This is a genomic window from Actinacidiphila guanduensis, assembly GCF_900103985.1.
In the GTDB taxonomy this organism is placed as follows: Bacteria; Actinomycetota; Actinomycetes; order Streptomycetales; family Streptomycetaceae; genus Actinacidiphila; species Actinacidiphila guanduensis.
On record NZ_FNIE01000014.1, the window covers coordinates 215711 to 242587 of the forward strand.

Annotated in this window: 26 protein-coding genes and 1 pseudogene; 15 read left to right on the top strand and 12 right to left on the bottom strand. The window is 73.4% G+C overall.

Going from position 1 to position 26877, the window contains the following annotated elements:
* Nucleotides 1–124: 124 nt before the first annotated feature.
* Nucleotides 125–1123 (top strand): aminoglycoside phosphotransferase family protein, encoded by a 999-nt coding sequence (locus BLR33_RS27665; RefSeq protein WP_093787349.1) that lies wholly within the window; start codon nt 125–127, stop codon nt 1121–1123.
* A 27-nt stretch (nt 1124–1150) separates the two neighbouring features.
* On the opposite strand, the pseudogene BLR33_RS27670 reads toward BLR33_RS27665, so the two are convergent.
* Together BLR33_RS27670 and BLR33_RS27675 are read right to left on the bottom strand one after the other, a co-directional pair.
* Nucleotides 1151–1528: pseudogene (locus BLR33_RS27670) on the bottom strand (nuclear transport factor 2 family protein).
* 305 nt (nt 1529–1833) lie between these two features.
* The gene (locus BLR33_RS27675; protein WP_143031769.1) at nt 1834–2607 is read right to left on the bottom strand and encodes a hypothetical protein; all 774 of its coding nucleotides are present in this window, start codon (nt 2605–2607) and stop codon (nt 1834–1836) included.
* Nucleotides 2608–3007: 400 nt separating this feature from the next.
* Between BLR33_RS27675 and BLR33_RS27680 the strand changes: the two genes are divergently transcribed.
* The gene (locus BLR33_RS27680) at nt 3008–4603 is read left to right on the top strand and encodes an immune inhibitor A (RefSeq protein WP_245771705.1); all 1596 of its coding nucleotides are present in this window, start codon (nt 3008–3010) and stop codon (nt 4601–4603) included.
* Between the two features lie 6 nt (nt 4604–4609).
* On the opposite strand, the gene BLR33_RS27685 is transcribed toward BLR33_RS27680, so the two are convergent.
* On the bottom strand, nt 4610–6736 hold the full coding sequence (locus tag BLR33_RS27685) for a SpoIIE family protein phosphatase (RefSeq protein WP_245771706.1): 2127 nt from the start codon (nt 6734–6736) through the stop codon (nt 4610–4612).
* Nucleotides 6737–7136: 400 nt separating this feature from the next.
* Between BLR33_RS27685 and BLR33_RS34495 the strand changes: the two genes are divergently transcribed.
* The 4 genes from BLR33_RS34495 (at nt 7137) to BLR33_RS27705 (ending at nt 10780) form a co-directional block, all read left to right on the top strand.
* Complete coding sequence (locus BLR33_RS34495; RefSeq protein ID WP_107408927.1) at nt 7137–7388, top strand: hypothetical protein; 252 nt, start codon at nt 7137–7139, stop codon at nt 7386–7388.
* Nucleotides 7389–7536: 148 nt separating this feature from the next.
* Complete coding sequence (locus BLR33_RS27695) at nt 7537–8718, top strand: aldose epimerase family protein (RefSeq protein WP_093787352.1); 1182 nt, start codon at nt 7537–7539, stop codon at nt 8716–8718.
* Nucleotides 8715–9113, top strand: coding sequence for an NTP pyrophosphohydrolase (locus BLR33_RS27700; RefSeq protein ID WP_093787353.1), 399 nt, complete (start codon nt 8715–8717; stop codon nt 9111–9113). The genes BLR33_RS27695 and BLR33_RS27700 overlap by 4 nt, the downstream gene beginning before the upstream one ends.
* Before the next feature lie 104 nt (nt 9114–9217).
* On the top strand, nt 9218–10780 hold the full coding sequence (locus tag BLR33_RS27705; protein ID WP_093787354.1) for an AlkA N-terminal domain-containing protein: 1563 nt from the start codon (nt 9218–9220) through the stop codon (nt 10778–10780).
* 25 nt (nt 10781–10805) lie between these two features.
* Here the strand turns inward: BLR33_RS27705 and BLR33_RS27710 are convergent, their stop codons facing one another.
* From BLR33_RS27710 to BLR33_RS27730, 7 genes are all read right to left on the bottom strand, one after another.
* Nucleotides 10806–11915 (bottom strand): DUF5954 family protein, encoded by a 1110-nt coding sequence (locus BLR33_RS27710; protein ID WP_245771707.1) that lies wholly within the window; start codon nt 11913–11915, stop codon nt 10806–10808.
* Between the two features lie 126 nt (nt 11916–12041).
* Complete coding sequence (locus BLR33_RS27715) at nt 12042–12944, bottom strand: GH25 family lysozyme (RefSeq protein ID WP_176930539.1); 903 nt, start codon at nt 12942–12944, stop codon at nt 12042–12044.
* Between the two features lie 620 nt (nt 12945–13564).
* Nucleotides 13565–14404, bottom strand: coding sequence for a GNAT family N-acetyltransferase (locus BLR33_RS27720; protein ID WP_093787355.1), 840 nt, complete (start codon nt 14402–14404; stop codon nt 13565–13567).
* Complete coding sequence (locus tag BLR33_RS34845; RefSeq protein ID WP_143031770.1) at nt 14401–14595, bottom strand: hypothetical protein; 195 nt, start codon at nt 14593–14595, stop codon at nt 14401–14403. Before BLR33_RS34845 ends, BLR33_RS27720 begins: the two co-directional genes overlap by 4 nt.
* Nucleotides 14596–14648: 53 nt before the next feature.
* On the bottom strand, nt 14649–15236 hold the full coding sequence (locus tag BLR33_RS36395) for a sigma factor-like helix-turn-helix DNA-binding protein (protein ID WP_245771708.1): 588 nt from the start codon (nt 15234–15236) through the stop codon (nt 14649–14651).
* Complete coding sequence (locus BLR33_RS36400; protein WP_245771709.1) at nt 15161–15595, bottom strand: RNA polymerase sigma factor; 435 nt, start codon at nt 15593–15595, stop codon at nt 15161–15163. The genes BLR33_RS36395 and BLR33_RS36400 overlap by 76 nt, the downstream gene beginning before the upstream one ends.
* A 112-nt stretch (nt 15596–15707) precedes the next feature.
* Nucleotides 15708–16880 carry an ROK family transcriptional regulator gene (locus BLR33_RS27730; RefSeq protein ID WP_093787356.1) on the bottom strand — a complete coding sequence of 391 codons (1173 nt, stop codon included), beginning with the start codon at nt 16878–16880 and terminating at the stop codon, nt 15708–15710.
* A gap of 108 nt (nt 16881–16988) precedes the next feature.
* Here BLR33_RS27730 and BLR33_RS27735 point away from each other — a divergent pair, with 108 nt between their 5' ends.
* From BLR33_RS27735 to BLR33_RS27750, 4 genes are all read left to right on the top strand, one after another.
* Nucleotides 16989–18122, top strand: a complete 1134-nt coding sequence (locus tag BLR33_RS27735; RefSeq protein ID WP_245771710.1) for a Gfo/Idh/MocA family protein — start codon at nt 16989–16991, stop codon at nt 18120–18122.
* Nucleotides 18122–19042, top strand: a complete 921-nt coding sequence (locus BLR33_RS27740; RefSeq protein ID WP_093787358.1) for a sugar phosphate isomerase/epimerase family protein — start codon at nt 18122–18124, stop codon at nt 19040–19042. Before BLR33_RS27735 ends, BLR33_RS27740 begins: the two co-directional genes overlap by 1 nt.
* A gap of 118 nt (nt 19043–19160) precedes the next feature.
* Entirely contained in the window at nt 19161–19910 is a 750-nt protein-coding gene (locus tag BLR33_RS27745; protein WP_093787359.1) for a sugar phosphate isomerase/epimerase family protein, read from the top strand.
* Entirely contained in the window at nt 19907–21061 is a 1155-nt protein-coding gene (locus BLR33_RS27750) for a Gfo/Idh/MocA family protein (protein ID WP_093787360.1), read from the top strand. The genes BLR33_RS27745 and BLR33_RS27750 overlap by 4 nt, the downstream gene beginning before the upstream one ends.
* 304 nt (nt 21062–21365) lie before the next feature.
* Here the strand turns inward: BLR33_RS27750 and BLR33_RS27755 are convergent, their stop codons facing one another.
* Nucleotides 21366–22196, bottom strand: coding sequence for a helix-turn-helix domain-containing protein (locus BLR33_RS27755; RefSeq protein ID WP_176930541.1), 831 nt, complete (start codon nt 22194–22196; stop codon nt 21366–21368).
* A gap of 507 nt (nt 22197–22703) precedes the next feature.
* Here BLR33_RS27755 and BLR33_RS27760 point away from each other — a divergent pair.
* Genes BLR33_RS27760 through BLR33_RS27775 form a run of 4 tightly spaced genes read left to right on the top strand, consistent with a single transcriptional unit; the run spans nt 22704 to nt 24794 of the window.
* Nucleotides 22704–23618 carry a helix-turn-helix domain-containing protein gene (locus BLR33_RS27760; protein WP_093787388.1) on the top strand — a complete coding sequence of 305 codons (915 nt, stop codon included), beginning with the start codon at nt 22704–22706 and terminating at the stop codon, nt 23616–23618.
* Nucleotides 23575–23712 (top strand): DUF397 domain-containing protein, encoded by a 138-nt coding sequence (locus tag BLR33_RS36405; protein WP_093787362.1) that lies wholly within the window; start codon nt 23575–23577, stop codon nt 23710–23712. The genes BLR33_RS27760 and BLR33_RS36405 overlap by 44 nt, the downstream gene beginning before the upstream one ends.
* 13 nt (nt 23713–23725) lie before the next feature.
* Entirely contained in the window at nt 23726–23947 is a 222-nt protein-coding gene (locus tag BLR33_RS27770; protein WP_093787363.1) for a DUF397 domain-containing protein, read from the top strand.
* On the top strand, nt 23940–24794 hold the full coding sequence (locus BLR33_RS27775) for a class I SAM-dependent methyltransferase (RefSeq protein WP_245771711.1): 855 nt from the start codon (nt 23940–23942) through the stop codon (nt 24792–24794). Before BLR33_RS27770 ends, BLR33_RS27775 begins: the two co-directional genes overlap by 8 nt.
* 79 nt (nt 24795–24873) lie before the next feature.
* On the opposite strand, the gene BLR33_RS27780 is transcribed toward BLR33_RS27775, so the two are convergent.
* Nucleotides 24874–25806, bottom strand: coding sequence for an LLM class flavin-dependent oxidoreductase (locus tag BLR33_RS27780; RefSeq protein WP_093787364.1), 933 nt, complete (start codon nt 25804–25806; stop codon nt 24874–24876).
* Nucleotides 25807–26073: 267 nt separating this feature from the next.
* Between BLR33_RS27780 and BLR33_RS27785 the strand changes: the two genes are divergently transcribed.
* Nucleotides 26074–26877: hypothetical protein (locus BLR33_RS27785; protein ID WP_093787390.1), on the top strand; the 804-nt coding region annotated here is incomplete at its 3' end.

The following is a 26877-nucleotide window of genomic DNA, read 5'->3' on the forward strand; positions in this document are numbered from 1 at the left end:
CGGCCGCCGCAAGCCTGCCGCTCTGACCGCGTCGACAGGTGGACACCTATGCTGGTGCGTCCGTCCATTGAGGCTCGCCGCCGCTTGCCGGGACCGACGCGGGCGTCCCGGAGGGGGACCGTACATGACCGTTGAACGTGAATTCGCCAATGCCGAAACTCTGGCTCCGGTGATGCGGGAGGTCTTCGGCACCGACCGCCGCACAACCACCGTCGACCGTCTGCTCAACGGCAGCAAGAAGGGCGTGTACCGCGTCACGCTGGACGACGCCACGAGCACGATCGTCTATGTCTGGAACGCCGACGAGGACTACTGGGACGGGCTGCTTCCCGATGGCCACGACGACCCGTCGAACCCGTTCGCCCACGCCTCCGGCATCGACTTCTTCGATGGTGCCACCCACCGGCTGGAAGCGGTCGGAGCCCGTTCGCCTCGGCTGTTGCTCACCGACCGCAGCAAGGATCTGTACCCCGCCGACATCGCCGTCGCGGAGGACATCCGCGGTGGAACGCTGGCGGCCCTGCTGGAACGCGATCCGGACGCCGGCCGGCACACGCTCGCGCAGCTCTCGGACATGCTTCGGCGCATGCACGGGTACCCCGCACCGGCGTTCGGGCGGGTGGCGTGGATCGATGGCGGGGGCGCAGCGCCGGACGCCACCTGCGAGGATGCCTACCTGGAGCGTGCGCTGGTGAACATTGCCACCGCTGCATCCCGCGACAACCGTGCGGCCGAAGCCGAGACAATGCTGGAGGAGAAGCTCCGCGCTCTGCACGCCGCACTCGAACCGCGCGCGGAGTTCGGCGTGGTCCACGGCGAACTCTGCGCGGAACACACGCTCGTCGGCCCGGACGGGGAGCCCGTCATCATCGACATCGAGGGCCTGATGTACACCGACATCGAAGTGGAGCACTGCTGGATGCGGATGCGTTTCGGCCCGCACTACGAGGCGCTCCGCAACCCGGACCTCGACCCCCGGCGCATGACGTACTACCAATACGTCATGCACCTGGACCTGGTCGGCGGCCCGCTCCGCATCGCCGAGGGCGACTTCCCGAACCGGAAGTGGATGCTCGACATCGCCGACTTCCACCTGCAGAAGGCGCTCGCCTACGACGCCTGAGGCCAGGCCCCCGCACAGAAGGACGGCTCAGGAGGCGGACGACTTGATCTCGCCCGCAAAGACGATGACCTGGTCGATGAGGCTCCGTCGCAGATGGACGACATCCGTTCCCGCCAGCCGGGGGCCTCAATCGGGCGTGGTGAAGACCCACTGGTACCGGGCCCATTCGTCAGGCATGTCCACCGCTGAGCAGCGCACCATCGTGCCGGTCCCCGCCGGGTGGCGCCGGATGTCCAGCACGAACCGCTCGACCGCCGCGATTCCGTCGCTGCGACCCAACGGTCCCCAGAAGACCACGTCCGAGGTCAGGGCCTGGGAGAGCAGGGCAGGCACATAGCTGTCGCTCGAGGCGTTGAACGCGGAGATGAACATATCGATCGCGGAGCGTGCGGTCTCTTCCTGCATGCCCCAGTAATACCAGCCGGTTCGCGCGCGCTCGCCCTACGAGCCGCCGTCCGAGAACGGTGAAATCCCGGGCACAGCAGTAGCGACCGGGCCCCTACGGAGTAGCGGGGAACGGCGCCGGTACGGATACGCCTGCTGGCAACGGTCCGGCCAGCGGCTCCGTACAGCCCGAACCGCAGCAGGGCCGGCACGGTTCGGCGCAGCCCCGCATGGCACGCTGAAGGTGCGACTCCCCGACACCGCACCACCGGAGGCGATACAGCCCTGCACGGTTCACTGTCGTTGAAGTCCCGCTGGGGGCAGGTCTATTGGGCCAGTGTCACCAGAAGGGCGCGGGCTGCGTCTGCCAGGGCGGGGACCAGGCGGTTCGGGGCGGGGTCCGGGTCCGAATCGGCCGAAGGGTCGGGGCCGGCTTCTTTCGACGGGGCAGCTGCAGTGGTGGTCGAGGTGAGGCGGAGGGTGATGACGGCGCCGCCGCGGAGGACCTTGAGGAGTTCGGTGCGGTTCTGGAGAGCAAGGGCGTACGCCTCGTCGCCGACGTCGGCGAGCGGGGTGGCGGTGTCGGCCACGGCCAGGGTGTCGGGATCGACGGCGGCCTCCTGCTGGAACTCCGCACGCGGGTCGGTCCTGCGGTGGAGGTCGACCGCGAGCGCCACGGCGTACTCGGTGACGGCGCCGCGCTCGGGCCGGGACCGTACGGTGAAGGTGCAGCGCGCGCCGTCCAGGGCCGGGCCGTGCGAGAAGGTCGCCGGGGCCGCGGTGCCCGCCAATCCGCCGACCGCCCGCACCAGGGCGTCGAACGTACCGCCCGCGCACGGGCTGAAGCCTATGCGGAAGCCGTGCAGGTCCGGTCGTCCTGCGGGCGGGGCCGCGGACGCCGCGCCCGCCCACACCGCGCTGGCAACCGCCGCCCCGGCGAGCGCACCCCACAGCCATCCGCCACGCCCGCTCCCGCGAACCCCGCGCAGCCCCGGGCGGGGCCCCAAGTCCTGGACGACATCGGCGAGTTGACCGTCCGCTCCGGCCCGCCGCAGGGGCTCTCCACCGCTCGCCCCGGTCAACTCGGGCTCGGTGATCATGGGCACCCCCCTCCATCCCCCCTGGTCAGCGTGCGAACACTGTACGGTCGACCGCCCGATCCGTCACGGGTCCAACGCCCGCAACCGAGCCCCGCCCGCGCCCGCAGTCGAGCGGCCCCCCGCTCCGAACACGGCCCCGCCCAGCGCCCGAAGCCCACCCCGCGGCACCGGCACCGGCACCCACCCCCGGCGCGCTCAGACGCGCTCCCGTACGCTTCCCCACCCCCCAACACACCCCGCGTCGTAGGACGTTCACCGAGTCGTCACACCGGGCACATCCTTATCAGGCTCTACGCGCGCAGAATCATCAGGCGCACCCCCGCACCAACCATGCACCGCCTGCAATCCCCGCTCCCGACGACGGTTCCCCCATGCACCGCCCCCACCAGGAGGTTCGAGGATGCCCGCTCCCCGCAAGTCCCGCACCGCCCCGGACCGGCTGCCCGGCACCCCGCGCGGCCGCGTCCTCGCCGGCGGCGCCGCCGCGCTCGGCCTGGTCGCCGCCCTCGCCGGCGCCGCGCTCTCGGCCGGCAGCGCCCAGGCCGCCCCTGCCGACCACGCCGCCCAAGCGGCGCAAGCCGCCCCCGCGGCCACCACGCACCGCGTGCTCTTCGACAACACCAAGGCCGAGACCGCCGGCAACGCCGACTGGATCATCAGCACCAGCCAGCCGGACCCCCTCGGCGAGGACTCCTCGCCGAACAGCGAGACCGACTGGACCGGCGCGCTCTCCTCGTGGGGTGTGGCCCTGCAGAAGGCCGGCGGCTACAGCCTGGCCACCCTGCCCTCGGGCCGCACCATCACCTACGGCGACTCCTCCAACGCGCAGGACCTGTCGAAGTTCGACGAGTTCGTGATCGACGAGCCCAACGTCCGGTTCAGCACGGCGGAGAAGACCGCTCTGATGACCTTCGTGCAGAACGGCGGCGGCCTGTTCCTGATCTCCGACCACAACGGCAGCGACCGCAACAACGACGGCTACGACTCGCCGAAGGTGATCAACGACCTGCTGACCAGCAACGGGGTCGACAACACCGACCCGTTCGGCTTCTCGGTGGACTCCCTGGACATCAGCACCGACACCCCGAAGGCGATCAGCGACAGCACCAACCCGGTGCTGCACGGCCCGTTCGGCACCGTCACCGGCAGCATCATCGCCGACGGCACCACCTTCACCCTCAAGCCGTCCGACAACCCGAACGTCAAGGGCCTGCTGTACCGCACCGGTTACTCCGGCAACACCGGCGCCTTCTTCGTCACCAGCACCTTCGGCAGCGGCCGCGTGGCGATCTGGGGCGACAGTTCCCCGGTGGACGACGGCACCGGCCAGTCCGGCAACGACCTGTACGACGGCTGGAACGACAGCCGCGGCACCGACGCGGCCCTCGCCCTGAACGCGACCGCGTGGCTGGCCGGCAGCGGCAGCGGCGGCACCTCCGGCGGCACCACCTCGGGCACCACGAGCGGGACCACCAGTGGTACGACGAGCGGCACCACCACGGGCAGCACCACCGGCGGCACCGGCGGCTGCACCTCCCGCCAACTGCTCGCCAACCCCGGCTTCGAGTCGGGCAACACCGCGTGGTCGGCCAGCTCCTCGGTGATCACCAACGCCAGCGCCGAGGCCGCCCACAGCGGCTCGTACAAGGCGTGGCTCGACGGCTACGGCACCGCCACCACCGACACCCTCTCCCAGAGCGTGTCCATCCCCGCGGGCTGCTCGGCCACACTGAGCTTCTGGCTGCACATCGACACCGCCGAGACCGGCTCCACCGCGTACGACACCCTGAAGGCGCAGGTGCTCAACTCCTCGGGCACGGTGCTGTCCACGCTGGCGACGTACTCCAACGCCAACGCGGCCTCCGGCTACCAGCAGCGCACCTTCGACCTCAGCGCGTACGCCGGCCAGACGGTGACGCTGAAGTTCACCGGTGTGGAGGGCTCCAAGCTGCAGACCTCCTTCGTCATCGACGACACGGCGCTCAACGTCTCCTGACGCGGTTCACCCGGTGGGGGCGGTCGGCGCGCCGGCCGCCCCCACCGCTCCCTCGGGCCGCTCGGGCCCCTCGGACCTCCGGGCCCCCTCTGCCCCTTCGGCGCCCTCGGCGCCCTCGGCCCCCTCGTCGTCGGGGCCGAACTCGCACCACACCGCCTTGCCCTCACCGCGCGGCTCCACGCCCCAGGAGTCGGCGAGCACGTCGATCATCAGCAGCCCGCGCCCGGAGGTCGCCGCCTCGCCCGGGGAGCGGCGGCGCGGCCACACGCTGGAGCGGTCCTGCACCGACAGCCGCACCCGGCGTACCGGCTCGGGCAGCACCTCCAAGGTGAGCACGGCGCCGCCCTCGGTGTGCAGCAGCACGTTCACCAGCAGCTCGCCCGCGGCCAGCTCGATGTCGTCGGCCAGATCCTCCAGGCCCCACGCGGTCAGCGCCTGCCGTAGCGCGAGCCGGGCGTCGGCCAGCCCCTCGGGGTCGGCCTGGTGGACGTACTGGTGGATGCGCGGGGCGCGGATGGTGCCGGGGTCGGGGTTGCGGCGCAGGACGAGCAGCGCCACGTCGTCGCTGGAGCCCCAGCGCTGCCACAGGCGCTCCGCGAGGTGGTCGGCCAGCTCCTCCACCCGCTGCGGCCCGTGGTGGACCGCCTCGGCGAGCGCGTCCATGCCGACGGTGATGTCCAGGCCGCGCTCCTCGACCAGCCCGTCGGTGCAGAACACCAGCGTCTCGCCGGGCACTAGGTCCAGGCGGGTCTCGGGGAACTCGGGCAGGCCCAGGATGCCGGCCAGGCCGAGCGGCAGCCCGCCGCGCACGTGCGGCCAGCCGGTGCGGCCGTCGGTGTGCCGGATCAGGGGGCCGATGTGCCCGGCGCGGGCGGCGTGCACGCTGCCGGTGGTCAGGTCCAGCTGGGCGTAGGAGCAGGTGGCGAAGCGCTCGGTGTCCAGTTCGGCGAGGAAGCGCGAGGCGCGGCCCAGCACGCTGGAGGGCGGGTGGCCCTCGGCGGCGTAGGCGCGCAGGGCGATCCGTAGCTGGCCCATGACGGCGGCGGCGTGCGTGTCGTGGCCCTGGACGTCGCCGACCACCAGGCCGACCCGGTTCTGCGGCAGCGCGATGACGTCGTACCAGTCGCCGCCGACCTCGCGGCCGCTGGAGGCGGCGTGGTAGCGCACGGCGATCTCGGCGCCCTCGAACCGGGGGATGTGCCGGGGCAGCATCGCGGACTGCAGGCCGGTGGCGAACTCGCGCTCCTTGTCGAAGAGGATCGCCCGCTGCAGCGATTGGGCGACGATCCCGGCCAGCGCGGTGCCGAGTTCGCGCTGCTCGCGGGTGAACTCGTGCCGGTCGTGGTAGAGCAGCGCGATGCCGCCGATGGCGCGGGACTGGGCGATCAGCGGCAGGAAGGCACCGGCGGCCAGGCCGAGCTTGTCGACGTAGGGCTCGATGAGGGGGAACCGCTCGCGCAGGTCGTCGATGTCGCCGACGAAGTGGGGTTTGCGGGTGAGCACCGCGTCGGCCAGCGGCAGGGATTCCACCAGCCGCACCGGCTCCGGATGGCCCATCCTCGCCATCAGTTCGCCGCTGGTGGCGATGAAGCGCATGGTGGCGCCCTCGACCAGGGACAGCGCCAGGCCGTCGGCGCCGAAGCGCTGCAGGCCGCCCGCGCCGGTCAGGACGGCGACCACGTCCCGCACGCTCACCGCGTGCGACAGGGCCTCGGTGGTGCGGCCCACGGTGGAGGTGAAGCTGCGCACCCCGCCGGCGGGGCCGATGCCCTCGGCGGCCGCGGGGGGCGGTGAGTGGGCGAAGTCGTCGCGCGCGTCGCGGACGATGCCGACCACGCGGCGGGCGTAGCCCTGCTCGTCGCGCACGATGGTGCCCTGGGTGTGGGTCCACTGCTTGGTGCCGTCGCGCCGGGTGACCATGAAGTAGGCGCTGTACGAGGGCCGGCCGGACTGCACGGCCCGCCGGATCTCGCGGTCGAGCCGGTCGCCCTCGCCGGGCTCCACCCGCAGCACCAGGCCGTCGGGGCGCCGGCTGTACTCCTCGGGCCGCAGGTCGAAGACGCGCAGCCCGGCCTCGTCGAAGTCCAGGATTCCCTGGTCGAGGTCCCAGTCGAAGCTGCCCATGCGGTTCATGGCCAGCCGCTCCCCCGGCCCGATCGGCGGCGGCACCCCGCGCCCCGAGGCGGACACGCCGGAGCGGGGGTCGTAGCGGACCCGATCGGGTCGCTCTTCTGGCGGGGGAGCTGGCATCCGGCTGCTCCGGGGTCGGGCCGGCGGTGCGGGACGGGCGAAGAGGGGGCGGGCGAAGAGGGCGGCGGGCGCGCACGGGGGCGGGTGGAGTCGCGCCGATGGCCCCGTGGCGAACGGAACGCGCCCTCAGAATAACGTCGTCCCGGTCTGTCGGCATTGTCGGTATCTGCGCCTGTAACGGCCATTATCCATCGCCTGCGCCCAGGCATGCCCACCGCGGGCCCGGGTACCCGGAGGTGATGGCAGGAAGACGCCGAACCGGCCGCACAACCCGGGAGGACCGATGACCGAGCCGTTCCCCGCGCCGCCCAAGCCGCCGGACCCCGGCGAGCCCGCGCCGGGGCCCGATCCGGTACCGGACCCCGGTCCGCGTCCGGGCCCGCCCGGCCCGGTGCCGGACCCGGTCCCCACACCGCCCAAGCCCGAGCCGACCCCGCCGGGGCCCGCCCCGGACCCGGTGCCGCCGACCCCGGTGCCCGACCCGGTGCCGCCGACGCCCGAACCGGAGCCGATGCCGTCCCCGCCGCCGCTGTGAGCACGACCGCCTGACCTTCCCCCATCGCCCCCGCCACCCCGCCGCTCGCCGGGTGCCGGCCGTGAGGACCCCCGCGCCGTAAGGGGGCAAATCGGCTGTGGCACCGTAGAGGGGCGGGGTGAGCGCTGGTGGAGTGGTGGGAGTCGGCATGATCGCGTGGCGTGGAGAGCCCTTCGGGGACGGGACCGGGGTCGAGCGGTGGACGGCCGCGGCGCCCTGCGGGGTCGAGGTCGAGGTGCTCACGTACGGCGGGATCGTGCACGCCCTGCGGGTGCCGGACGGTACGGGCCGCGTCGCCGACGTGGTGCTCTCGCTGCCGGACGCCGCCTCCTACGCCGAGCGCAGCCCGTACTTCGGCGCGCTGATCGGCCGCTACGCCAACCGGATCGCGTACGGCTCCTTCACCCTGGACGGCACCGCGTACCGGCTGCCGGTCAACGACCGCGGGCACACCCTGCACGGCGGCCCCGAGGGCTTCCACCGCCGGCTGTGGGCGGCCGAGCCGCTGCCCGGCGGGGCCCTGCGGCTCACGCTGACCAGCCCGGACGGCGACATGGGCTTCCCCGGCGAGCTGACCGTCGCCGCCACGTACACCCTCGGCGAGGACGGCACGCTCGCGCTGGACTTCGAGGCGCGCACCGACAAGCCGACCGTGGTCTCCCTGACCAACCACGCCTACGTCAACCTGGCCGGCGCCGGACGCGGCGACGTGCTCGGCCACACCCTGCGGGTGGACGCCGACGGCTACCTGCCGATCGACGACACCGGCATCCCGGACGGGGCCGAACTCCCCGTGCGCGGCACCGTGTTCGACCTCACCCGGCCGCGGCCGCTGCGTGAGGGCGTCACCTCGGGCGACCGGCAGGTGAAGGCGGCCGGCGGGTACGACCACTGCTGGGTGCTGCGGCCGGCCGAGCAGCCGGGGCAGCCCCGTACGGCGGCGGTGCTGCACGACCCGGACAGCGGCCGGACGCTGGAGGTGCGCACCACCGAGCCCGGTGTGCAGGTGTACACGGCCAACGCGCTGGACGGCTCGCTCGCCCACGCCGACGGCAGCCGGTACGGGCCGCACGGCGCGGTCTGCCTGGAGACGCAGGCGCTGCCCGACGCCCCGAACCGGCCGGACTTCCCGTCCCCGGTGCTGCGGCCGGGCGAGGTGTACCGCAGTCGCACCGAGTTCCGCTTCCCGCACCTGGCGGCGGCAGCAACGGTGCCCCGGCGGGCGGCGGGCGGCGCGGACGTGCCCGCCACCTCGGATGCGGCCGGCCCGGCGGATGGGGCCGAGGCACCGGCCGGGTCCGGCACCGCGGATACGGCGGCCGCCCGGTGACGCAGCGGCCGCTGCTGCTGGTGGACGGTGCGAACGTCGTCGGCTCGGTGCCCGACGGCTGGTGGAAGGACCGCAGGGGTGCGGCCGAGCGGCTGCGCGACGCACTGGTGCCGCTGGCCGCCGCGGGGCTGGCCGCGCGCGAGTCGGTGCCGCCGTGGGCGGTGGGCGTCCCGCTGGAGGTCGTCCTCGTCGTGGAGGGCGCGGCCCGCGGGGTGGCTCCGGTGCCGGGCGTGACCGTGGAGTCCGCGCCGGGCAGCGGCGACGACCTGATCGCGGCGCTGGCGGCGGCGGCCACGGGCCCCTGCCTGGTGGTCACCGCCGACCGCGGCCTGCGCGCCCGCGTCACAGCGGCGGGCGCGGCGGTCACGGGCCCGCGCACGGTCCGCCCGGCATGAGCGGCGCGGGCTGAGGCCGGCCCGGAGCAGTGTGGGTGCGGGGGCCCCAGAGTCGTGTCCGAAATCCGCCAGTCGAGGTCCTCGGGCCCGCCGATACTTGAGGTATGGCGACCAGGAGCGGCATCAGGAACAGCACGGCGGACCGTGTCGGTGACGGGCTCGGAACCGGCCCCGGAACCGGCCTCGCCGACGGCATCGGCGCCGGCGGCAGGGACGGTGTCGAGGACGCCCGGTACGAGGCGGTGCGGAGCCGGGACGCGCGGTTCGACGGCGTGTTCTTCTTCGCCGTCTCCACCACGGGCATCTACTGCCGGCCGAGCTGCCCGGCGGTCACACCCAAGCGGCAGAACGTGTCCTTCTTCGCCACCGCCGCGGCGGCCCAGGGCGCCGGGTTCCGCGCGTGCCGCCGGTGCCGGCCGGACGCGGTGCCGGGCTCCGCGGAATGGAACGCGCGGGCCGACGTCGTGGGCCGCGCGGTGCGGCTGATCGGGGACGGCGTGGTGGACCGCGAGGGCGTGGCCGGGCTCGCCTCGCGGCTGGGCTACAGCGCCCGGCAGGTGCAGCGGCAGCTCACCGCCGAGCTGGGCGCGGGCCCCATCGCGCTGGCCCGGGCCCAGCGCGGCCACACCGCCCGCGTGCTGCTGCAGACCACCACGATGCAGGCCGCCGAGATCGCCTTCGCCGCCGGCTTCGCGAGCATCCGGCAGTTCAACGACACGGTCCGGGAGATCTACGCGGCCACGCCCACCCAGTTGCGCGCCGCCCGTCCCGGCCCCGGCGCGCCCCTTGGTCCCGACGGCGCCGCGGGCGTGCCGCTGCGGCTGGCTTTCCGCGGCGGCTACGACACCGAGCAGGTCTTCGGCTTCCTCGCCGCGCGGACCGTACCCGGCGTCGAGGAGGTCACGGGCGTGCCGGGCGCGCGCGGGTACCGCCGCACCCTGCGGCTGCCGCACGGCTCGGGTGTCGCCGAGGTGGCCGAACGCCTCGGCGGCGGGCAGTGGTTGGCGTGCCGGCTGCACCTGGCCGACCTGCGCGACCTCACCTCGGCCACCCAGCGGGTGCGCCGGCTCTTCGACCTGGACGCGGACCCGTACGCGGTGGCCGAACGCCTCGGCGCGGACGCAAAGTTGGCGCCGCTGGTGGCAGCGCGCCCCTTCCTGCGGGCGCCGGGCGCGGCCGACCCCGAGGAGCAGGCCGTCCGCGCGGTGCTCGCCCAAGGGCTGCCGCCCGAGCGGGCGGTGCGGGCGGTGGAGGTGCTGGTGGCCGTGTACGGCGAGGAGTTGGCGCAGCCGAGCGGCACCCTGACCCGGCTCTTCCCGAGCCCGACGGACCTGGCATCGGCCGGACTTGCCGAACTTATGGACGTCGGCGTCCCGTTGGAGCGCGTTGCCGCGCTCCGGGCACTGTGCACGGCGCTGGCGTCGGGTGATCTGCGGCTGGACCCGGGCGCGGACCGCGAGGAGGCGGCGCGGCGCCTGCTCGCCCTGCCCGGTGTCAGCGCCTGGACGGCGTCCTACGTGCGGATGCGCGCGCTGGGCGACCCGGATGTCCCGCTCGGAGCCGCGGACGCACCGCCCGGCTCACCGGACATCTCGGCCTGGCGGCCCTGGAGTTCGTACGCCACGCACCATCGTTGGGCCCCGAACGGCCCGGCGCTGCCTGCGTGATACGGCCCGGAAGCCCTCGGAGTCCTTACCGCTGCGAGCTCTGGCGCAGGTGCTGGCGGCGGCGCCGCTCCTCCTCGAAGAGCTCGATGAACTTCAGGGCGCGCTCGTCGGTCTCCTCCGGTTCCGGCTCCTCGTCCTGGAGTTGGCGCTCCTGCACCATGGCCGGCGGCACCGGGTCCACATCGGAGGGGCGCGGTCCCTCGGGGCCGTCCGGGCCGACACGGACCAGGCGTTCGACCCGGATGATCGCGAAGTGCCGCCCGGCGACATCGAGTTCGTTGCGCTGCTCGGTGTCCAGCAGGTCGGCGGCCTGCTTGTACGCCTCGTGCTCGGCGTCGGTCAGCTCCTGCTGCCAGGGCACCATGATCCGCAGGTGGACGGCGAGGCTGTCGCGGGCGTCGCGCGGGGTGGGGGCGGTGCCGGTGGACTGCGGGCGCCAGCGGCCGCCTTCGCGCTCGGCGGCCATGAAGGTCGCGGGCAGCAGCACGCCGCCGGGGTGGGTGCGGGCCGCAGTGTGCGAGTCCTCGCGCACGTCCCTCGGCACGGTGCCCTTCTTCCGCAGGGCGGCCAGGAGTTCGACCCGCAGCACGCCGGGGGCGACGCCGGTCTCCGCGGGGTCGATCACCAGGCCGTCGGCGGGGTCGAGCGGCGGGTCGGCGGGGTCGGTGCGGTCGGGGTCGGAGCCGCGCGGCGGTTCGGGGCCGTCGGGCCCCATGCGGATGAACCGCTCGGCGCGCACCACCCGGTAGCGCTCGCCGGCCACGGTCAGTTCGTCCAGCGGCTCCCAGTCGAGGCGGTCGGCGGCCGCGGTGTACTGCGCGGCGGCATCCGCGTCGCCGGCCTCGGCCGCCTGCGCGGCCAGGGTGCGGAAGTCGGCGGCGAGCCGGTCGCGGGCGTCCTGCGGGGCGAGGCCGCTGAAGTGCGGGTGCAACTGCCAGCCGCCCTGGGCCCGTTCGCGGGCGATGCCGAAGACGGGGCCGCCGGCGAAGAGGGTGGAGGGGTAGGCCTTGCGGGCCTTCCACGTCTCCACGTCCGCCGGTGCCGAGAGCGCGGCTCCGGCCAGGGACCACGGCTGGATGCCCGGCACTCCGGCGCCCACGGGAACGTCGTCCTCAGCGCCACCGTTCGACTCCATGGCTCCAGGATGCCCTTCCGGACCGGCGATCGGCGCCGATTCCCGCAAACCCGTGCGCCTCTACCCGCGTCCACCGGCCCCGCAGTGCCCCCGGGGCCGGTGGACGAAGGCTCAACTCGCCTGCGCTCAGGTGTTGTTGGCCAGTGCAAGCAGTCGGCTGCTGTCGCCGTTGAACCGGTCGCGGTCGACCGAGCCCGAGACGCCGCTCACCGAACCGGCGTCGGTGTACTGCCACAGCGTCCAGTAGGGGAAGCCGGTCGGGATGGTCGGGCTGGCCGCGGTGGTCCAGTGCGCGACGAACAGCGGGCTGCGGGCGGACATCCCGCTCCAGCCGCCGGTGCACGAGTTCCACCAGCTGGCGCTGGTGTAGATGACGACGTCGCGGCCGGTCTTGGACTTGTAGGTGTTGTAGAAGTCCAGGATCCAGGACTGCATGGCGGCGGCGGTCTTGCCGTAGCAGCCGCCCTCCAGGTCCAGCATGCCGGGCAGCGTCAGGTTGTCGCGGGACCAGGCGCCGCCGTTGCCGGCGAAGTAGGTGGCCTGGGCGGCGCCGGTGGACAGGTCCGGGCGGGCGAAGTGGTAGGCGCCGCGGATCACGTTGGCGTTGTAGGCGTTGAGGTAGTTCGCGTTGAAGTTGGGGTCCTTGTAGGTGGTGCCCTCGGTCGCCTTGATGTAGGCGAACTGGATGCCGGCCGACTTCACCGAGGACCAGTTGATCGAGCCCTGGTAGTGGGAGACGTCGATGCCGCCGGGGTAGGTGGCGTTCGGGGCGAGCACGCCGGGGGCGTCCAGCTGGAGCTTGCGGGTGTCGGGCGTGAAGGACTTGCCGTCCGCGAGGTAGCCGGCGCCCATGTAGCCGTCGCCGAACGGGATGCTGCTGGTGGACTTCGCGGAGCCGGCCGACGGCGCCGGCGCGGCGGAGGCCGTGCCCGCCGACGCGGCCACGACCAGTGCCAGGCCGGCACCGACCACCGCGGCCGCCGTCAGTTTCCGCTGTACTGCCCTGGTCGTGCGGATTCGGGTGAACAAGGCTTTCCTCCGGGAACGTTGAGGGAACGCTGGGGGCTGGTTCCGTGGCGTCCGCCCGGCGGATCTACTCGCGTAGCTCCAAGGCCGGCCGGTACCCGCCACCACCGGTTCGGGGACAGCGGGCTGTTCTCGTTGCGGTGCTGGGGGTGCGGGGTGGTGCTCGGGGGTGCGCGGGAGGTACGTGCCGCCGGCGTGGAGGAGCCGTGCGGCCGCGGTGCACAACCGGTGCTCCTGCGAAGGTTGTTGTGCACGCGCCAACGAGTGACGCATGAACGGGCCCTGGAAGTAAAGGGTTTCCGGGTTCCCTCTGTGGTCCAGTCCACTGCCCGGGGCGGGGAGCTGCGGTGTTGCCGGGAGGGGCGGGAAAACTTCCAGCGCCTGAAAACGGGGAAGTGGCCGCAGGGGGGCCTCGCTTGAGGAGACGTCCGGGGCACCCGATCGGTTGCATCCCCCGCTGGGTATGGCCGGTTCCCGCCCCGAACGCCCCGCGTTGACCCGAAGTCGGCCCGAAGTCGGCCCGAGGCTCCTCGCCGGCGACCACCCCGGCCCCTGCTGCTGCCGTGCCGCGGGCGGCGTTCACAGCGGCAGGGGCCGGCCCTCCGAGAGGTCGAGTGGGGCTGTCACCCTTCGCGCCACAGCCATGTGACGCGCTCGTACAGCGGCTCGAATCCGGCGCGCAGCATGTTGTGGAGGGAGGTGTTGTGGTCGCCGGGGGCTTCGGCTCCGGTCTCGGCGACGAGCCATCGGCAGCCCGCCGCCCTGGCCGCCCGGGCGCGGGCGGTGAGCAGTGCCGACTGGGCGCCGCGTCCACGTCCTTCCGGGAGCGTCGCGCCGCCGAACATGTCGGCGCATTCGCCGTTGACGAAGATGCTCCCGACCGCGACGATCCGCTCGCCGTCCCGGACCGCGTACTGGTGCCAGTTCGGCCTGCCCACGCACGACGCCGCCATGTCGATCATGTCCGGTGTGCCGAACCCGAAGGTGGTCATCATGACCGTGGCCCACTCGGCCGCCTGATGCGGTTCGACCGGCCCGACGCGCAGCCCGGGGTCGAGTGCCGCGACGCCGTCGGGCGCGGACAGCGCGGTCTCGACGTCGCAGCCCAGTTTGACGAAACGGCTGCCCTCGGTGAGGTTCAATGTGCCGGCGGTCGAGGCCCAGTCCGCCGGCAGCAGCGGCGGCGCGATCATGAACGCGCCCTGGGGTACGCCCTGCTCCCGGAAGAAGTCGCAGACCTGCGCCGGGACGTCCGCGGTGGTCAGGTCGCCCCCGCCGAATCCGCCGGCGCGGTTGAAGAAGCGGCTGGAGTCCTCGCGGATCGCGAGAGCCAGCGCCGGGCCGATGTGCTGGGAGCCGATGCCGAGCGACGTGCGCAACGGTGCCGGCGCGCCGGTCGCGAAGTCGGCGTACGCCTCGATTTCGGTCTGCTCGGCCAGGCCGATCGGCACGGAGGTCGTCATGCCCGCTTCCCCATCCGGTGGTCGTTCACGAAGCCCGGCACGATGGCGGCGAACGCGCAGGCGGCCCCCGAGCCGGGATCGCCGCCCGTCCGCCCGGCCGTCTCCCTGTTCCCGGCCACGACGGTCCGTGCCTCGCCCACGGGGCTCAGGTGGGCGGCTCGGCGCCCGGGCCCGTGTGTCTTTGTCTTCATACCCGCACGATGCGGTGAGGGCGGGGAAAGTTCGGCCGCGCGCCGACTTTGTTTCAGCGGCGGCGCGGGTGGAACAGGCGCAGCTCGCCGACCCGCCCCTGGTCCAGGAAGTGCACCCAGACGACGCCGGGCGGGCAGTGGAAGGGGTCGTCGGGCGGGTTGCGCAGAGCGGCCTCCCAGATGACCACCTTGCGGCCGGCCACCACGTTCACCAGTTCGTGGCGCACGCCGTCGGACAGGTCGCGGTCGAACGCGGTGGGCAGGCAGTCGACGCCCGTGCGTTTTCCGGTCGGCCAGGTCACGTCCGCCTGCGGGGACCACCATTCGGACAGGGCCGAGGCGAGCCGGCCGCGGTGGGCGGCCGCCAGGGTCTCCTCGGCCAGCCGCCGGTGCAGCCCGTTGCGGACCGCGGCGTCGTCGTGCACCCGGTCCGCCGAGGCCAGCAGCGCGCCGACCAGCCTCGTGCGCGCCTGGTGGAGCCGGCTGCGCACCGTGCCGACCGGGACGGCGCACAGTGCCGCCATGTCCTCGTAGGAGGTGACGTCGGTGAAGTAGCGCAGCATCGTCACCAGTTGCAGCGCCGGGGACAGGTCCTCCAGCGCGCTCCAGACCCAGTCCCGCAGCGCGTGCCGTTCGAGCACCTCCGCCGGGTCGGGCGGGCCTTCCGACCGGTCCATCGCGACGGCCCCCCGACGTCGGCCACGGGCACCGCGGACATCCGGCGCAGCTGGGCGCGGCACACGTTGCGCACCACCATCCGCAGCCACGGGCCCGCCGCCTCCGGGTCCCGTATGTCCCCGAAGCGGCGCAGCGCGAGGACGGCCGCCTCCTGCACGGCGTCCTCGGCGTCCTGGCTGTGGCCCAGGAAGGCCAGTGCGACCGCGTACATGGGCGCCCGGTGCCTGGCGAGCAGCAGGCCGAGCGAGCCGGCGTCGCCGGCCTGGGCGGCGCGCACCAGGTCGGCGTCCCGCGGAGCCCCGCGCACCAGAAGATCGGCCATACCGTGACAATACCGTCCGGGCCTGACCGCGACGGCCGCGCCCCCACGCGCTGCCCCCCCTCCGCCACCGCGCCCGGTGGGCCGTGAGCCCGCCCCTTCGCAGAAGCTGGGCTCAGTCGCCCACGATCCTCGCGATGCCCTCCGGGGAGAGGAGGTGGTTGACGGCCAGGCGGCGGGCGCCCTCGATGCCCGCGCGGCGGCCCAGGAGGGTGGTCTCGATCGTCACCGTGCGGGTCGCCAGCGGGAGGGCCCGGCGGTAGACGGCCCCGCGGATGTCCGCGAGCAGGTCGTCGTGGAGGCTCGCGATGCTGCCGCCCAGGACGATCGTATCGGGGTTGTAGAAGCTGGTCAGCGAGGCGAGCACCTCGCCGATGCGCTGCGCGGCGAGCCGCACCTGGCGCCTGGCCTGCGGGTCGCCCTCGGCGACCAGGCGCACCACATCGCCCGCGTGCGCCGCCGGCAGTCCCGCCTTGCGCAAGGTCGCCGCGATGGCCGCGCCCGAGGCCACCGCCTCCACGCAGCCGGTGTTGCCGCAGTGGCACAGCACGTCGTCCTGCCCGGGCACCCGGATGTGGCCGATGTCGCCCGCCGCGCCCGAGGCCCCGCGGTGCACGACGCCGCCCGAGACGATGCCGCACCCGATGCCGGTGCCGACCTTGACGTAGAGCAGGTGGGCGGTGGCGGGCCGGTGCGCGTACTCGCCGAGGGCCATCATGTTCACGTCGTTGTCCACCAGGACGGGCGCGCTGTAGCGGCCCTCGAAGAACGCCGGCACCCGCGTGCCGTCCCAGCCGCGCATGATGGGCGGCCGCACCACCGTGCCGGTGCTGGCCTCCACCGGCCCCGGTACGCCGATGCTGATCGCCCGCACGTGCGAGGCCGGGCGCCCGGCCTCGGCGAGCAACTGCCCGATCCGGCCGTCAAGCGCGGTGAGTACGGCCTCGGGCCCGTCGTTGATGTCCAGCTCCTGCGTGGCCTCGGCGAGCACGGTGCCGCCCAACTCCGCGACGGCGACGGTGCCGTGGGTCGCGCCCAGGTCGACGGCGACCACCACGGCGCTGTGCGAGGCGAGTTGCAGGGTCAGCGGCGGGCGGCCGCGCTCGGTGGCGACCGTACCGGTCTCGACCAGCAGCCCGCGGTCGATGAGCAGGTCCACCCGCTGGGCGACCGCGGCCCGCGACAGGCCGGTGGCGGTGGCGAGTTGGCTGCGCCGGGTGGCGCCGCCCGCCACCAGTCCGGCCAGTTCGCTGAGCGATCCGAGCCGGCGGTCGGAGCTTGCGGTCACGTCGGGCCTGCCTCTCGGTATTTATGACAGAAGTTAGCGTAAACCTTGCCATTGTCAACCGAAACCCTGATGGCTAGCGTTTTCTGCGAGCCGAAAGGGAGGGCTGTCTTGGGCCGTACAGCGAGCTATCCGCCGGGAGCGGGCCATCCGTCAGGGGCCGCGCCGGGTCTGCGCACGGCGATCGCCGGCGTGGGCATGATCGGACGGGTCCACCTGGACGCCGTCCGCCGCACCGGCGCCCCCGTCGTCGGGGTCAGCGCCTCCTCCCCGGCGCGCGCCAAGGAGGCCGCCGCCGCGCTCGGCGTGGAGCACGCGTACGACTCCTCCGAGGAGCTGGTCACCAGCGACGACGTGGACGTGGTGCACATCTGCACGCCCAACGACGCGCACGCGCCGCTGGCCGAACTCGCCCTGCGCGCGGGCAAGCACGTGGTGTGCGAGAAGCCGCTGACCACCTCGCCCGAGAGCGCCGCCACCCTGGCCGCGCTCGCCCGGGAGACCGGCCTGGTCGCCGCCGTGCCCTTCGTCTACCGGTACCACCCGATGGCCGCCGAGGCCCGCGCCCGCGCCGCCGACGGCCGCACCGGCGAGATCCGCCTGGTGCACGGCCACTACCTGCAGGACTGGCTCTCCGAGCCCGGCGACACCAACTGGCGGGTGGACGCCGTCGCCGGCGGCCCCTCGCGCGCCTTCGCTGACATCGGCTCCCACTGGTGCGACCTGGTGGAGTGGGTGACCGGCCACCGCATCACCGAACTCACCGCGCTCACGCAGACGGTGGACCGCGCCGGCGGCCGCCCCGCCACCGAGGACGCCGTGCAGCTGCTCTTCCGCACCGACCGCGGCGCCACCGGGACACTGACCGTCTCCCAGATCTCGCCCGGCCGCAAGAACCGGCTGTGGTTCGAGGTGGACGGCACCCGCACCTCCCTCGCCTTCGACCAGGAGGCCCCCGAGTCGCTGTTCGTCGGCAGCCGCGGCGAGAACGGCGCCGTGCTGCGCGACCCCGCCACCCTCTCCCCCGCCGCCGCCCGCCTGTCAGTGGTGCCCGGCGGCCACCCGATGGGCTACCTCGACTGCTTCGCCGCCTTTGTCCGCGACGTGCACGACACCGTCCGGGCCGGCGGCCCCCGCCGGACCACCCCGCTCTACCCGACGTTCGACGACGCCGCCCGCATGGTGCGCCTGACCGCAGCCGTACTCGGCTCGGCCGCCGACCGGACCTGGAAAGAGGTCGACTGATGAAGCTGGGCTTCCTGACCGCGTGCCTGCCGCAGCTGCCGCTGGCGGACATCGCCGCCTGGGCGGCCGGGCACGACTACGACGCACTGGAGGTCGCCACCTGGCCCTCCACCGGCTCGCGCGACTTCGAGGCGAGCCACATCGACGTCGTGCACTTCGGCAAGGCCGAGGCCGACGCCATCCGCGGCCTGTTCGAGCAGCACGGGCTGACCCTGTCGGCGCTGGCGTACTACGAGAACAACCTGCACCCCGACGCCGCGCGCCGGGCCGAGATCGCCGCGCATGTTCGGGCGAACGTGGACGCGGCCGCGCTGCTCGGCGTGGAGTACGTCGGCACCTTCATCGGCCGCCACCCGGGCCTGTCGGTCAAGGAGAACCTCGCGCAGGCCGAGCGCGAGCTGCCCGCCCTCGTGGAGTACGCCGGCGAGCGCGGAGTGAAGATCATCATCGAGAACTGCGTGATGGAGGGGTGGCACCCCGACGGCTACCCCGGCAACCTCGCCTACTCCCCCGAGCTGTGGGAGTGGATGTTCTCCCTCGGCTTCTACCTCAACTACGACCCCTCGCACCTGCTGTGGCTCGGCATCGACCCGGTCACCGCCCTGAAGCCCTACCTGGACCGCATCCCGCACGCCCAGGCCAAGGACGCCCAGCTCGACCCGCGCGCCAGCGACCGGTACGGCTTCTTCGGCCGCACCGTGGAGCGCGCCGACGGCTGGGACAGCGGCTGGTGGCGCTACCGGGTCCCCGGCCTCGGCGACGTGGACTGGCGCCGGCTGGTCGACACCTTCTACGAGGGCGGCTTCACCGGTGTCCTGTCGGTCGAGCACGAGGACCCCGTGTGGAGCGGGGACGTCGAACGGGTCACCCAGGGGCTGGAGATCGCCCACCGCACGCTGCGCCCGCTCATCGTCGGATGAGCACCCGGCCGGCCGCTGCGACGAGCACCGCGACGCGCACTCCGACGAGCACCGGCCCGCACCCACCCGCACCCGCACCCCGCAGCAACCCGCCGTACTTCCAGGAGGCATCGCTTCGATGACCGCACCGCTGAGCATCCAGCTCTACACCCTCCGGGACCAGATCGCCGCCGACCGCGACGGCACGCTGACCCGGCTCGCCGAGATCGGCTACCGCCAAGTGGAGGCGTACGACCCGACGGCGGACCCGGCGGGCTTCCGCAAGCTGCTCGACGGCCTGGGCGTGACCGTCTCCAGCACGCACGCCTACGCGCTGTTCGACAAGGACGCCGGCGAGGTCTTCGACGCCGTCGCCACGGTGGGCACCGACCTCGCCATCATCCCCGGCGGCATCGCGCACGAGGAGTTCACCACCCTCGACGGGCTGCAGCGCACCGCCGACCTGCTCAACGGCTTCGCCGCCAAGGCCGCCGAGCGCGGCATCAGGATCGGCTACCACAACCACTGGTGGGAGATCGAGCCGCGCTTCGAGGGCCGCACCGGCCTGGAGGTGCTTGCCGGGCTCCTCGCGCCGGAGGTCTTCCTGGAGGTCGACACCTACTGGGCGCAGGTCGGCGGCGCCGACGTCCCCGAACTGCTGCGCACCCTGGGCGGCAAGGTGCTCGCGCTGCACGTCAAGGACGGCCCGGGCGTGAAGGACGAACCGCACACCGCGGTCGGCAAGGGCGCCATCGACGTGCCCTCGATCCTGGCGGCCGCGCCCGAGGCGCAGCGCATCGTGGAACTCGACACCTGCGCGACGGACATCTTCGAGGCCGTCGCCGAGAGCCGCGCCTACCTGACGGCGCTGGAGGAGGGGCTTTCATGACCACCGGAGCGCTCGGCGCCGCCGGCCCGGCGGCGCCGGCCGGCGCCCAGGGCACGGGCCCGGTCGGGGTCGCCCTGATCGGGGCGGGCGTGATCAGCACCCAGTACCTGAAGGCGATGTCGTCCTTCCCGGACCTGAAGGTGCTCGCGGTCGCCGACCTCGATGTCGAACGGGCCCGCGCGCAGGCGGAGTTGTACGGCGTCCCGCACGCCGGGGACGTCGCCTCGGTGCTGGCGATCCCCGAGGTGGAGATCGTCGTCAACCTGACGATCCCGGCCGCGCACGCCGAGGTCGCCTCGGCGGCGCTGCGCGCGGGCAAGCACGTCTACGGCGAGAAGCCGCTGGCGCTGGCCCCCTCGGACGGGGCGAAGATCCTCGCCGAGGCGCAGGAGCGGGGCCTTCGGGTGGGCAGCGCGCCGGACACCTTCCTCGGCGCGGGCCTGCAGTCGGCCGCGCGGGCGCTGGCGGCGGGGCTGATCGGCGAGCCGGTCAGCGCCACCGCGGTCACGCAGGGGCCCGGCCCGGAGTCCTGGCACCCGAGCCCGGAGTTCCTGTTCCAGTACGGCGCCGGCCCGCTGTTCGACATCGGCCCCTACTACCTGACCGCGCTGGTGTCGCTGTTCGGCCCGGTCTCCTACGTGTCGGCGACCGCGCGGCAGGCGCGGGCGGCCCGGGTGATCGGCTCCGGCCCGAAGGCGGGCACCCAGTTCGCGGTCGAAGTCCCCACCCACGTCCACGCGTTGCTGGACTTCGCGGCGGGCCCCAGCGCGTCGGCGACCTTCAGTTTCGACTCCTCGGTGCCGCGCCGGCTGATCGAGATCACGGGCACGGAGGGCACGTTGTCGCTGCCGGACCCGAACACCTTCGACGGGCCGCTGCGCATCCAGGCGTTCGGAGAGGACGACTGGCGCGAGCTGCCGGTCACCGGGACGACGGCCGGGCGCGGTATCGGGGTGCTGGACATGGCCCGCGCGATCCGCTCCGGCACGCCGCACCGCGCGTCGGGCGAACTGGCCCAGCACGTCCTGGAGTTGATGTCCACGGTGACGGACGCCGCGGATCGCCACGGGGTGCTGGGACTCGATTCCTCGGCGCCCAAGGTCCCTGTGCTGCCCGAGGGCTGGGACCCGGCGGCCGCGACTCTCGTCTGATCCCGCACGGTTGCCGGGTCCCCCGCCGCGGGCCCGGTGACCGCACTCCGACCCGGCGGCGGCCCGCACCCACCTGACTCGGTGCGGCCGCCGCCGTACCGCGGCGCCCTGTTCGCCTGGTCGGCCCACCCGTGGGGGGATGGGTCGGCCAGGTCCGTTTCCCGGGGTACGGGGCCGCGTTGGGTTGCCCTCGGCACGGCAGCCGGTGGAGCCGGCGGGGGAACTGCCATGGGTGGTACGGGAGTTGGCGGGCCGGCCGTGGCGGCGGCTCCACGGTGGGCGTTGGCCGGGCGGGCCCCTGCTGCTACGGACCCAGCACATCCAGGCCCATCGCGACGGCTTCCACGAGGTCGAGCGAGGGTTCGGGCGGGAGGCAGGTGTCGCGGAGCAGGTCGTAGGTGAGGCCGAGCAGGTCGATGAGGCCGGGTTCGGTGCTCAGCGTCCAGCCGTCGCGACCGTGCACGTAGCCGGCGGGCACGTCGTCGGGGAACGTCAGCAGTTTGAACGCGCTCTGCGTGGTGGTGTGCGGGGCCGTGGCCAGCGGCAGCACGCGCAGGGTGAGCCGGTCCTCGCGTACGAGGGTTGCCACGTAGCGGAGTTGGGCGGCCATGGTGGCGGCGCTACCGACGGTGCGGCGCAGGGCCGTCTCGGTGACCACCGCGGCGTGGCCGGCGCGGTCGCTCCTCGCGCGCGGCAGGGCCGCCACGCGGGGGAGGTCGGTCGCGCGGGCCAGCGCGGTGGCGTACTCCTCGGTGCGCAGCAGCGCCGGGAGGTGGACGGCGTCCCACTCGCGCACGGTTGATGCGCGGGATTCCAGCGGGGTGGTGCTGGCGGCGCGGTCGGGGTCGGTGGTGGAGCGGCCCGCGGCCAGGTTGCGGACGAAGAAGCCGCGGGTGTCGAGGAGTTCGTCCAGCACCGCGGCGAGTTCGGGCTGCATGCGGCGGCGTCCGGCCTCCAGGTTCGCCACGAAGGAGGGGGTGACGTAGATGAGGCGGGCCAACTGGGCCTGGCTGAGGCCGGCGCGCTCGCGGTAGTAGCGCAACTCGGCGCCGTACAGGGCGCGGGGGGACAGGGCGGGGTCCAGGACCTTCGCGCGGCGGTTGTCCTCGCCCACGAGGGTTCCGTGCGTGCTCACTTGGGGGTGACCGCCGTCCGCACAGGGCCGAACGCGTGGTCCCCGGGGTGCCGCTGGTAGAGCCCGCACCCGCCGCGGTCCCCGCGCGCCCGGCATCGCGTCCGGATCACCAGCTCCCCGGGCCGCCCCCAGTCACCCCGCCACGCCACCCAGGCAGAGCTGTTGTCAGAGCCGTCCAGCTCCCGTACGAGTGCCTGATGCTCACCCTCGCCATGAGCCCCCAGCGCACACCGCAACCCCCGCTCCTCGGGAAAGTCGTCCTCCTGCACGGGCGCGAGGTACCGCGCGGCGACGGCAAGCAAGGGGGGCAAGTGTGTCACCGATGCGCAGGTCGGAAGGTTGTTGGGGTTGCGCGTAGCCATCGGACCACCTCGTGTATTCGGTTCCTGACTTTCTGTAGGCAAGCTTGGGGTCGTCGGCTAACGTTCGCCAGAGGGGGACGCTTTAAGCCTTGATCCATAAAGAGGGAGCCTTCTCGTGAGCACCAAGGTCGATCCGACGACCTCCGTGGCTGCCGTGTTCGCATCGCGGGTGACACGGCTACGCCAAGCGCGAGGCTGGACGCAGGTGGAGCTGGCCCAGCGGGTGCGGGTGCATCCCAGCCGTATCAACCAGATCGAGCGCATGACGGGCCACCGGCCGACGCGCGAGCTGACCATCGACCTCGACCGCGCGCTCGGGGCGGACGGTCTCCTCATCGATTTATGGCCACATGTGTACCGCGAGGCGTTCCCGAACTGGTCCCGACGGTTCATCGAGCTGTCGGCGACGGCGGTGCGGATCAGGCAGTACGCGGCGCACACCGTGCCGGGACTTCTGCAGACGGAGGACTACGCACGGGCCGTACTGGAAGTGGGACGCGATCTCACCTCCGCCGAGCAGTTGGCTGAGCGCATTGCCGTCCGCATGGTCAGGCAGGATCGGCTGTGTACCAGTGACTGCCCCGAGCTGATCGTCATCCTCGATGAGTCGGTACTCATGCGCCCGATCGGTAGCTCGACCGTCATGCGCGAGCAGTTGCGGCGTCTCCTGTCGACACAGAGCGAGTCACGCATCTCCGTGCAGATCTTGCCGTTCTCCGTTGGCGCACACTCCGCCATGGGTGGTTCGTTCACAGTGTTGTCCCTGCCAGATGGCTCGGAGGTGGCCTACACGGAAGGCGCCGACAGTGGTCAACTCATCGAAGAAACCGAGGAGGTGAGGTCGTATCTGCTGTCCTACGATGAGTTGCGGGCGAGCGCACTGCCGCCAGCCATGTCCCTGGACATGCTCAGGTCCACGATGGAGGACGCCTACCGTGACGCACGTCTCCCGAGTCCAGCTCAACGCCGCCGCCTGGCACAAGTCGTCATACAGCAACCAAGCGGGGGGCGACTGCGTGGAGGTCGCGCTCGCGTTCCCCGGCCTCGTCCCGGTACGTGACTCCAAGGACCCCCACGGCCCCGCCCTCGCCTTCACCGCCGATGCCTGGACCTCTTTCGTAGAGGCCGTCCGGACCGGCGAATTCCCCCTCTGACGGAGGTCCCCTCGTGACGCAGCCCTCCCACCCTGGTCTCGACGGCGTCGCTTGGCGCAAGTCGTCCTACAGCAACCAGGAGGGAGGCGACTGCGTCGAAGTCGCCGTCCCCTCCCCCACTGCCATCGCCGTCCGCGACTCGAAGAACCCACACGGTCCCGCCCTCGTCTTCACCGCAGACGCATGGACCTCCTTCGTGGACGCCGTCCGCGCGGGACAGTTCCCCGTTGGGTGACGGCGGGCGCTCGGGCGGGGAAGCCCAGCTCGCAGAGAGCATCGCCCGGTTCTACGGGGAGCTCTACGACGAAGACGCGCGGCTGACTTCCTCGGCCGATGGGCGGCTCGAGCTGATGCGGACCCAGGAGCTGCTGCGGCGGTTCCTGCCGGCGGAGCCCGCGCGGGTGTTGGACGTCGGCGGCGGCACCGGCGTGCATGCGCGCTGGCTCGTGCAGGACGGGTATCGCGTGGACCTCGTGGACCCCGTGCCGCGGCACGTCGAGCAAGCTGCCCGCGTCTGCGACGCGACCCTCGGGGACGCCCGCAAGCTGGCCGCGGCCGACGCCTCGTACGACGTCGTCCAACTCCTCGGCCCGCTCTACCACTTGCCCGACCCGCAGGACCGCAAGCAGGCCCTCGCCGAAGCCGTCCGCGTACTGCGGCCGGGCGGGCTCCTCGCGGCCGCGGCCATCAACCGCTACGCCTCCGTTTTCGAGCACACCGCGTACGCCCAGCTCCACCGGGAACGCCTCACGGCGTCGATCGCCTCGATCCTCGCGACCGCCGTCCACGACGGCCGACGCGGCTTCACCGTCGCCTACTTCCACCGCGCCGAAGAACTCGTCGGCGAGCTGGAGGACGCCGGGCTCACCGACGTGCGCGTGTTCGCCGTGGAGGGTCCGGCCTGGTCACTGCTCAAAGCGGTGGAGCAGCAGACGGGGCAACCGCCGGGCGAGGACCTGTTCGCGGCCGCCCTCACTGCGGCCCGACTCGCCGAGCCGTATCCGGAACTGCTCGCCGCCGCCTCGCACCTGCTGGCCGTGGGCCGGGCACCCGGCGGAGCCGCACCGCGATCGGGGCCGTGAGTGCGCCGGCGGACGGGGCCCGCCCCCGCAGCGTCCGCCGACCGTCGGCAGGGTGCCGCGCGGGGGCGTCGCGCAGCGTCTACCCGGCGGTTCGCGTGAGGTGGCCGAGGACGGCGTCGGCCGCGTCCAGGTGCGGCTCGCGGACGACGTAGCGCGTGATGCCCCAGCGCTGCTCGTGACGGGCCAACTCGGACGCGATCTCCTCGACCGTGCCCACCCAGGCGTACGGGGAGGCGAGCACCGTGGCCGCGTCGCAGTTCAGTCGCCCGGCGATCTCTTTGGCCGCGGCCTCGGCGTCGTCGGTGATCTCCACCATCTGGACGAGCGCTTCACGGGCCGGGGCACTGCCGCGGCCTTCGGCTCCCTGCTCGATGAGCTCGACCTGGCGGTCGATGTCGTCGGCGTCCCACCGCACCTCGTGCATGTGCCCGTCCGGGAGGGTGCGTCCCAGCCCGCTCAGCCCGACCACGTCCGCGTGCGCTCCGGCCCAGCGCAGCAGCGCCGTGTTGCCACCGCCGAAAGTGAAGGGCACCCGGTCCTGGACGGGACGGGGGGCGGTCAGCCGCGCCTCGTGGGAGCGCACCTCGGGGCCTTCGAGGGTGACCGTCTCCCCGGCGAGGAGCGCTCGGCAGGCCTCCGCCACGGCCTGGAAACGCCGGACGCGGCCTGCGACGTCGGGACGACGGCTGCCCAGCATGGCCCACTCGACGGGCGTGTGCCCCGCGCCCAGCGCCAGGCGCGCGCGTCCGCCGGAGACGACGTCGAGGGTGGCCACGTCCGACGCGAGAAGCAGCGGCTCGCGGATGCCCGCCTGGGAGACGTAGGAGCCGAGCCCGATGCGTTCGGTCACCGCCGCGGCCGCGGCGAGCGCGACGAACGGGGAGGATGTGGTGCCGGGGTGGTCGGCCGTGAGCAGCGCGTCGTATCCGGCGCCCTCAAGGCGCCGGGCCAGGGCGAGCCAGGAAGCAGCGTCCTGGGGCTGAGCTTGAACGGAGAGTGCCGGGTGTGTCATGCGAGGAGCCTATGATCCTCTCTCGGGACAGGCCAAAGCTCTACGCACAGGGCGAAACCGCGCGCGCCGACGCCCTCGGTGCCGGCCCCGTCGGTCGCCACCGCAGCGCCAGGTCGCTGAACCACGCTGGGCGTCGAGGGAGAACCCGGCCGATTCGCGGGGCCCGGACCCGCGTCGCTGCCACGCGTGCGGCCACCGCCGGCGGAGACCGGTTCCGGTCACGGCGCGGGCAGCGGGGACGGCCGCAGGGGACTGTAGGGTCGCGGTGTGCTCGTTGGATTGGTGTGCGCGCTGGGCGCGGCGGTGTGCTTCGGGACGGCGTCGGTGTTCCAGGCGGTCGCCGCGCAGAGCACGGCGGGCGGGGTGGGGACGGCGGGCGTCGACGCCCGCCAGGTCGCACGGGTGATGGTCAAGGGCTGGTACGTGCTGGGCCTCGGCCTCGACACGGCCGGATTCGGACTGGAACTGGTCGCCCTGCGCACAGTCCCGATCTACGCGGTCGGCGCCGCGCTGGCATCGAGCCTCGCCGTGACCGCCGTCGTGGCGTCCCGGATGCTCCGGACGTCATTGGGACGGGTGGAGTGGGCCGCGGTGGCCGTGGTGTGCCTCGGTCTCGGGCTGCTGGCGGCGGCCTCCGGCAGCGGGGGGCACGGATCCGGGACGCCCGCCCTGCGCTGGGGCACGCTCGTCGCCGCCGGTCTCACACTGGTCGCGGGGCTGGCCGCGGGCCGGCTGCCGGGCCTTCGGGTGCGGTCGGCCGCTCTCGGGCTGGGCGCGGGCCTGGGCTTCGGCGTGGTGACGCTGGCGGTACGCCTCATCCCCCATCTGTCGCCCGGCGCGATCGTCACCAACCCGGCGACGTACGCCCTGCTGCTGGCCGGCGGCGCGGGCTTCCTGCTGCTCACCTCGGCCCTGCAACACGGCTCGGTGACCATCGCCACCGCGGCCATGGTGCTCGGCGAGACGTTCGGCCCGGCGATCGTGGGCGTGGTGGCACTCGGCGACCGCACCCGCCCCGGCCTCGCCCCGCTCGGCGTGGCGGGCTACGGCCTCGCCGTCCTCGGCGCACTC

Excerpts from the sequence above, each read along its gene's own strand:
- BLR33_RS27665 (WP_093787349.1), top strand. The coding sequence starts at position 125 with ATGACCGTTGAACGTGAATTCGCCAATGCCGAAACTCTGGCTCCGGTG.
- BLR33_RS27675 (WP_143031769.1), bottom strand. The coding sequence starts at position 2,607 with ATGATCACCGAGCCCGAGTTGACCGGGGCGAGCGGTGGAGAGCCCCTG.
- BLR33_RS27680 (WP_245771705.1), top strand. The coding sequence starts at position 3,008 with ATGCCCGCTCCCCGCAAGTCCCGCACCGCCCCGGACCGGCTGCCCGGC.
- BLR33_RS27685 (WP_245771706.1), bottom strand. The coding sequence starts at position 6,736 with ATGAACCGCATGGGCAGCTTCGACTGGGACCTCGACCAGGGAATCCTG.
- BLR33_RS34495 (WP_107408927.1), top strand. The coding sequence starts at position 7,137 with ATGACCGAGCCGTTCCCCGCGCCGCCCAAGCCGCCGGACCCCGGCGAG.
- BLR33_RS27695 (WP_093787352.1), top strand. The coding sequence starts at position 7,537 with ATGATCGCGTGGCGTGGAGAGCCCTTCGGGGACGGGACCGGGGTCGAG.
- BLR33_RS27705 (WP_093787354.1), top strand. The coding sequence starts at position 9,218 with ATGGCGACCAGGAGCGGCATCAGGAACAGCACGGCGGACCGTGTCGGT.
- BLR33_RS27710 (WP_245771707.1), bottom strand. The coding sequence starts at position 11,915 with ATGGAGTCGAACGGTGGCGCTGAGGACGACGTTCCCGTGGGCGCCGGA.
- BLR33_RS27720 (WP_093787355.1), bottom strand. The coding sequence starts at position 14,404 with ATGACGACCTCCGTGCCGATCGGCCTGGCCGAGCAGACCGAAATCGAG.
- BLR33_RS34845 (WP_143031770.1), bottom strand. The coding sequence starts at position 14,595 with ATGAAGACAAAGACACACGGGCCCGGGCGCCGAGCCGCCCACCTGAGC.
- BLR33_RS36400 (WP_245771709.1), bottom strand. The coding sequence starts at position 15,595 with ATGGCCGATCTTCTGGTGCGCGGGGCTCCGCGGGACGCCGACCTGGTG.
- BLR33_RS27740 (WP_093787358.1), top strand. The coding sequence starts at position 18,122 with ATGAAGCTGGGCTTCCTGACCGCGTGCCTGCCGCAGCTGCCGCTGGCG.
- BLR33_RS27745 (WP_093787359.1), top strand. The coding sequence starts at position 19,161 with ATGACCGCACCGCTGAGCATCCAGCTCTACACCCTCCGGGACCAGATC.
- BLR33_RS27750 (WP_093787360.1), top strand. The coding sequence starts at position 19,907 with ATGACCACCGGAGCGCTCGGCGCCGCCGGCCCGGCGGCGCCGGCCGGC.
- BLR33_RS27780 (WP_093787364.1), bottom strand. The coding sequence starts at position 25,806 with ATGACACACCCGGCACTCTCCGTTCAAGCTCAGCCCCAGGACGCTGCT.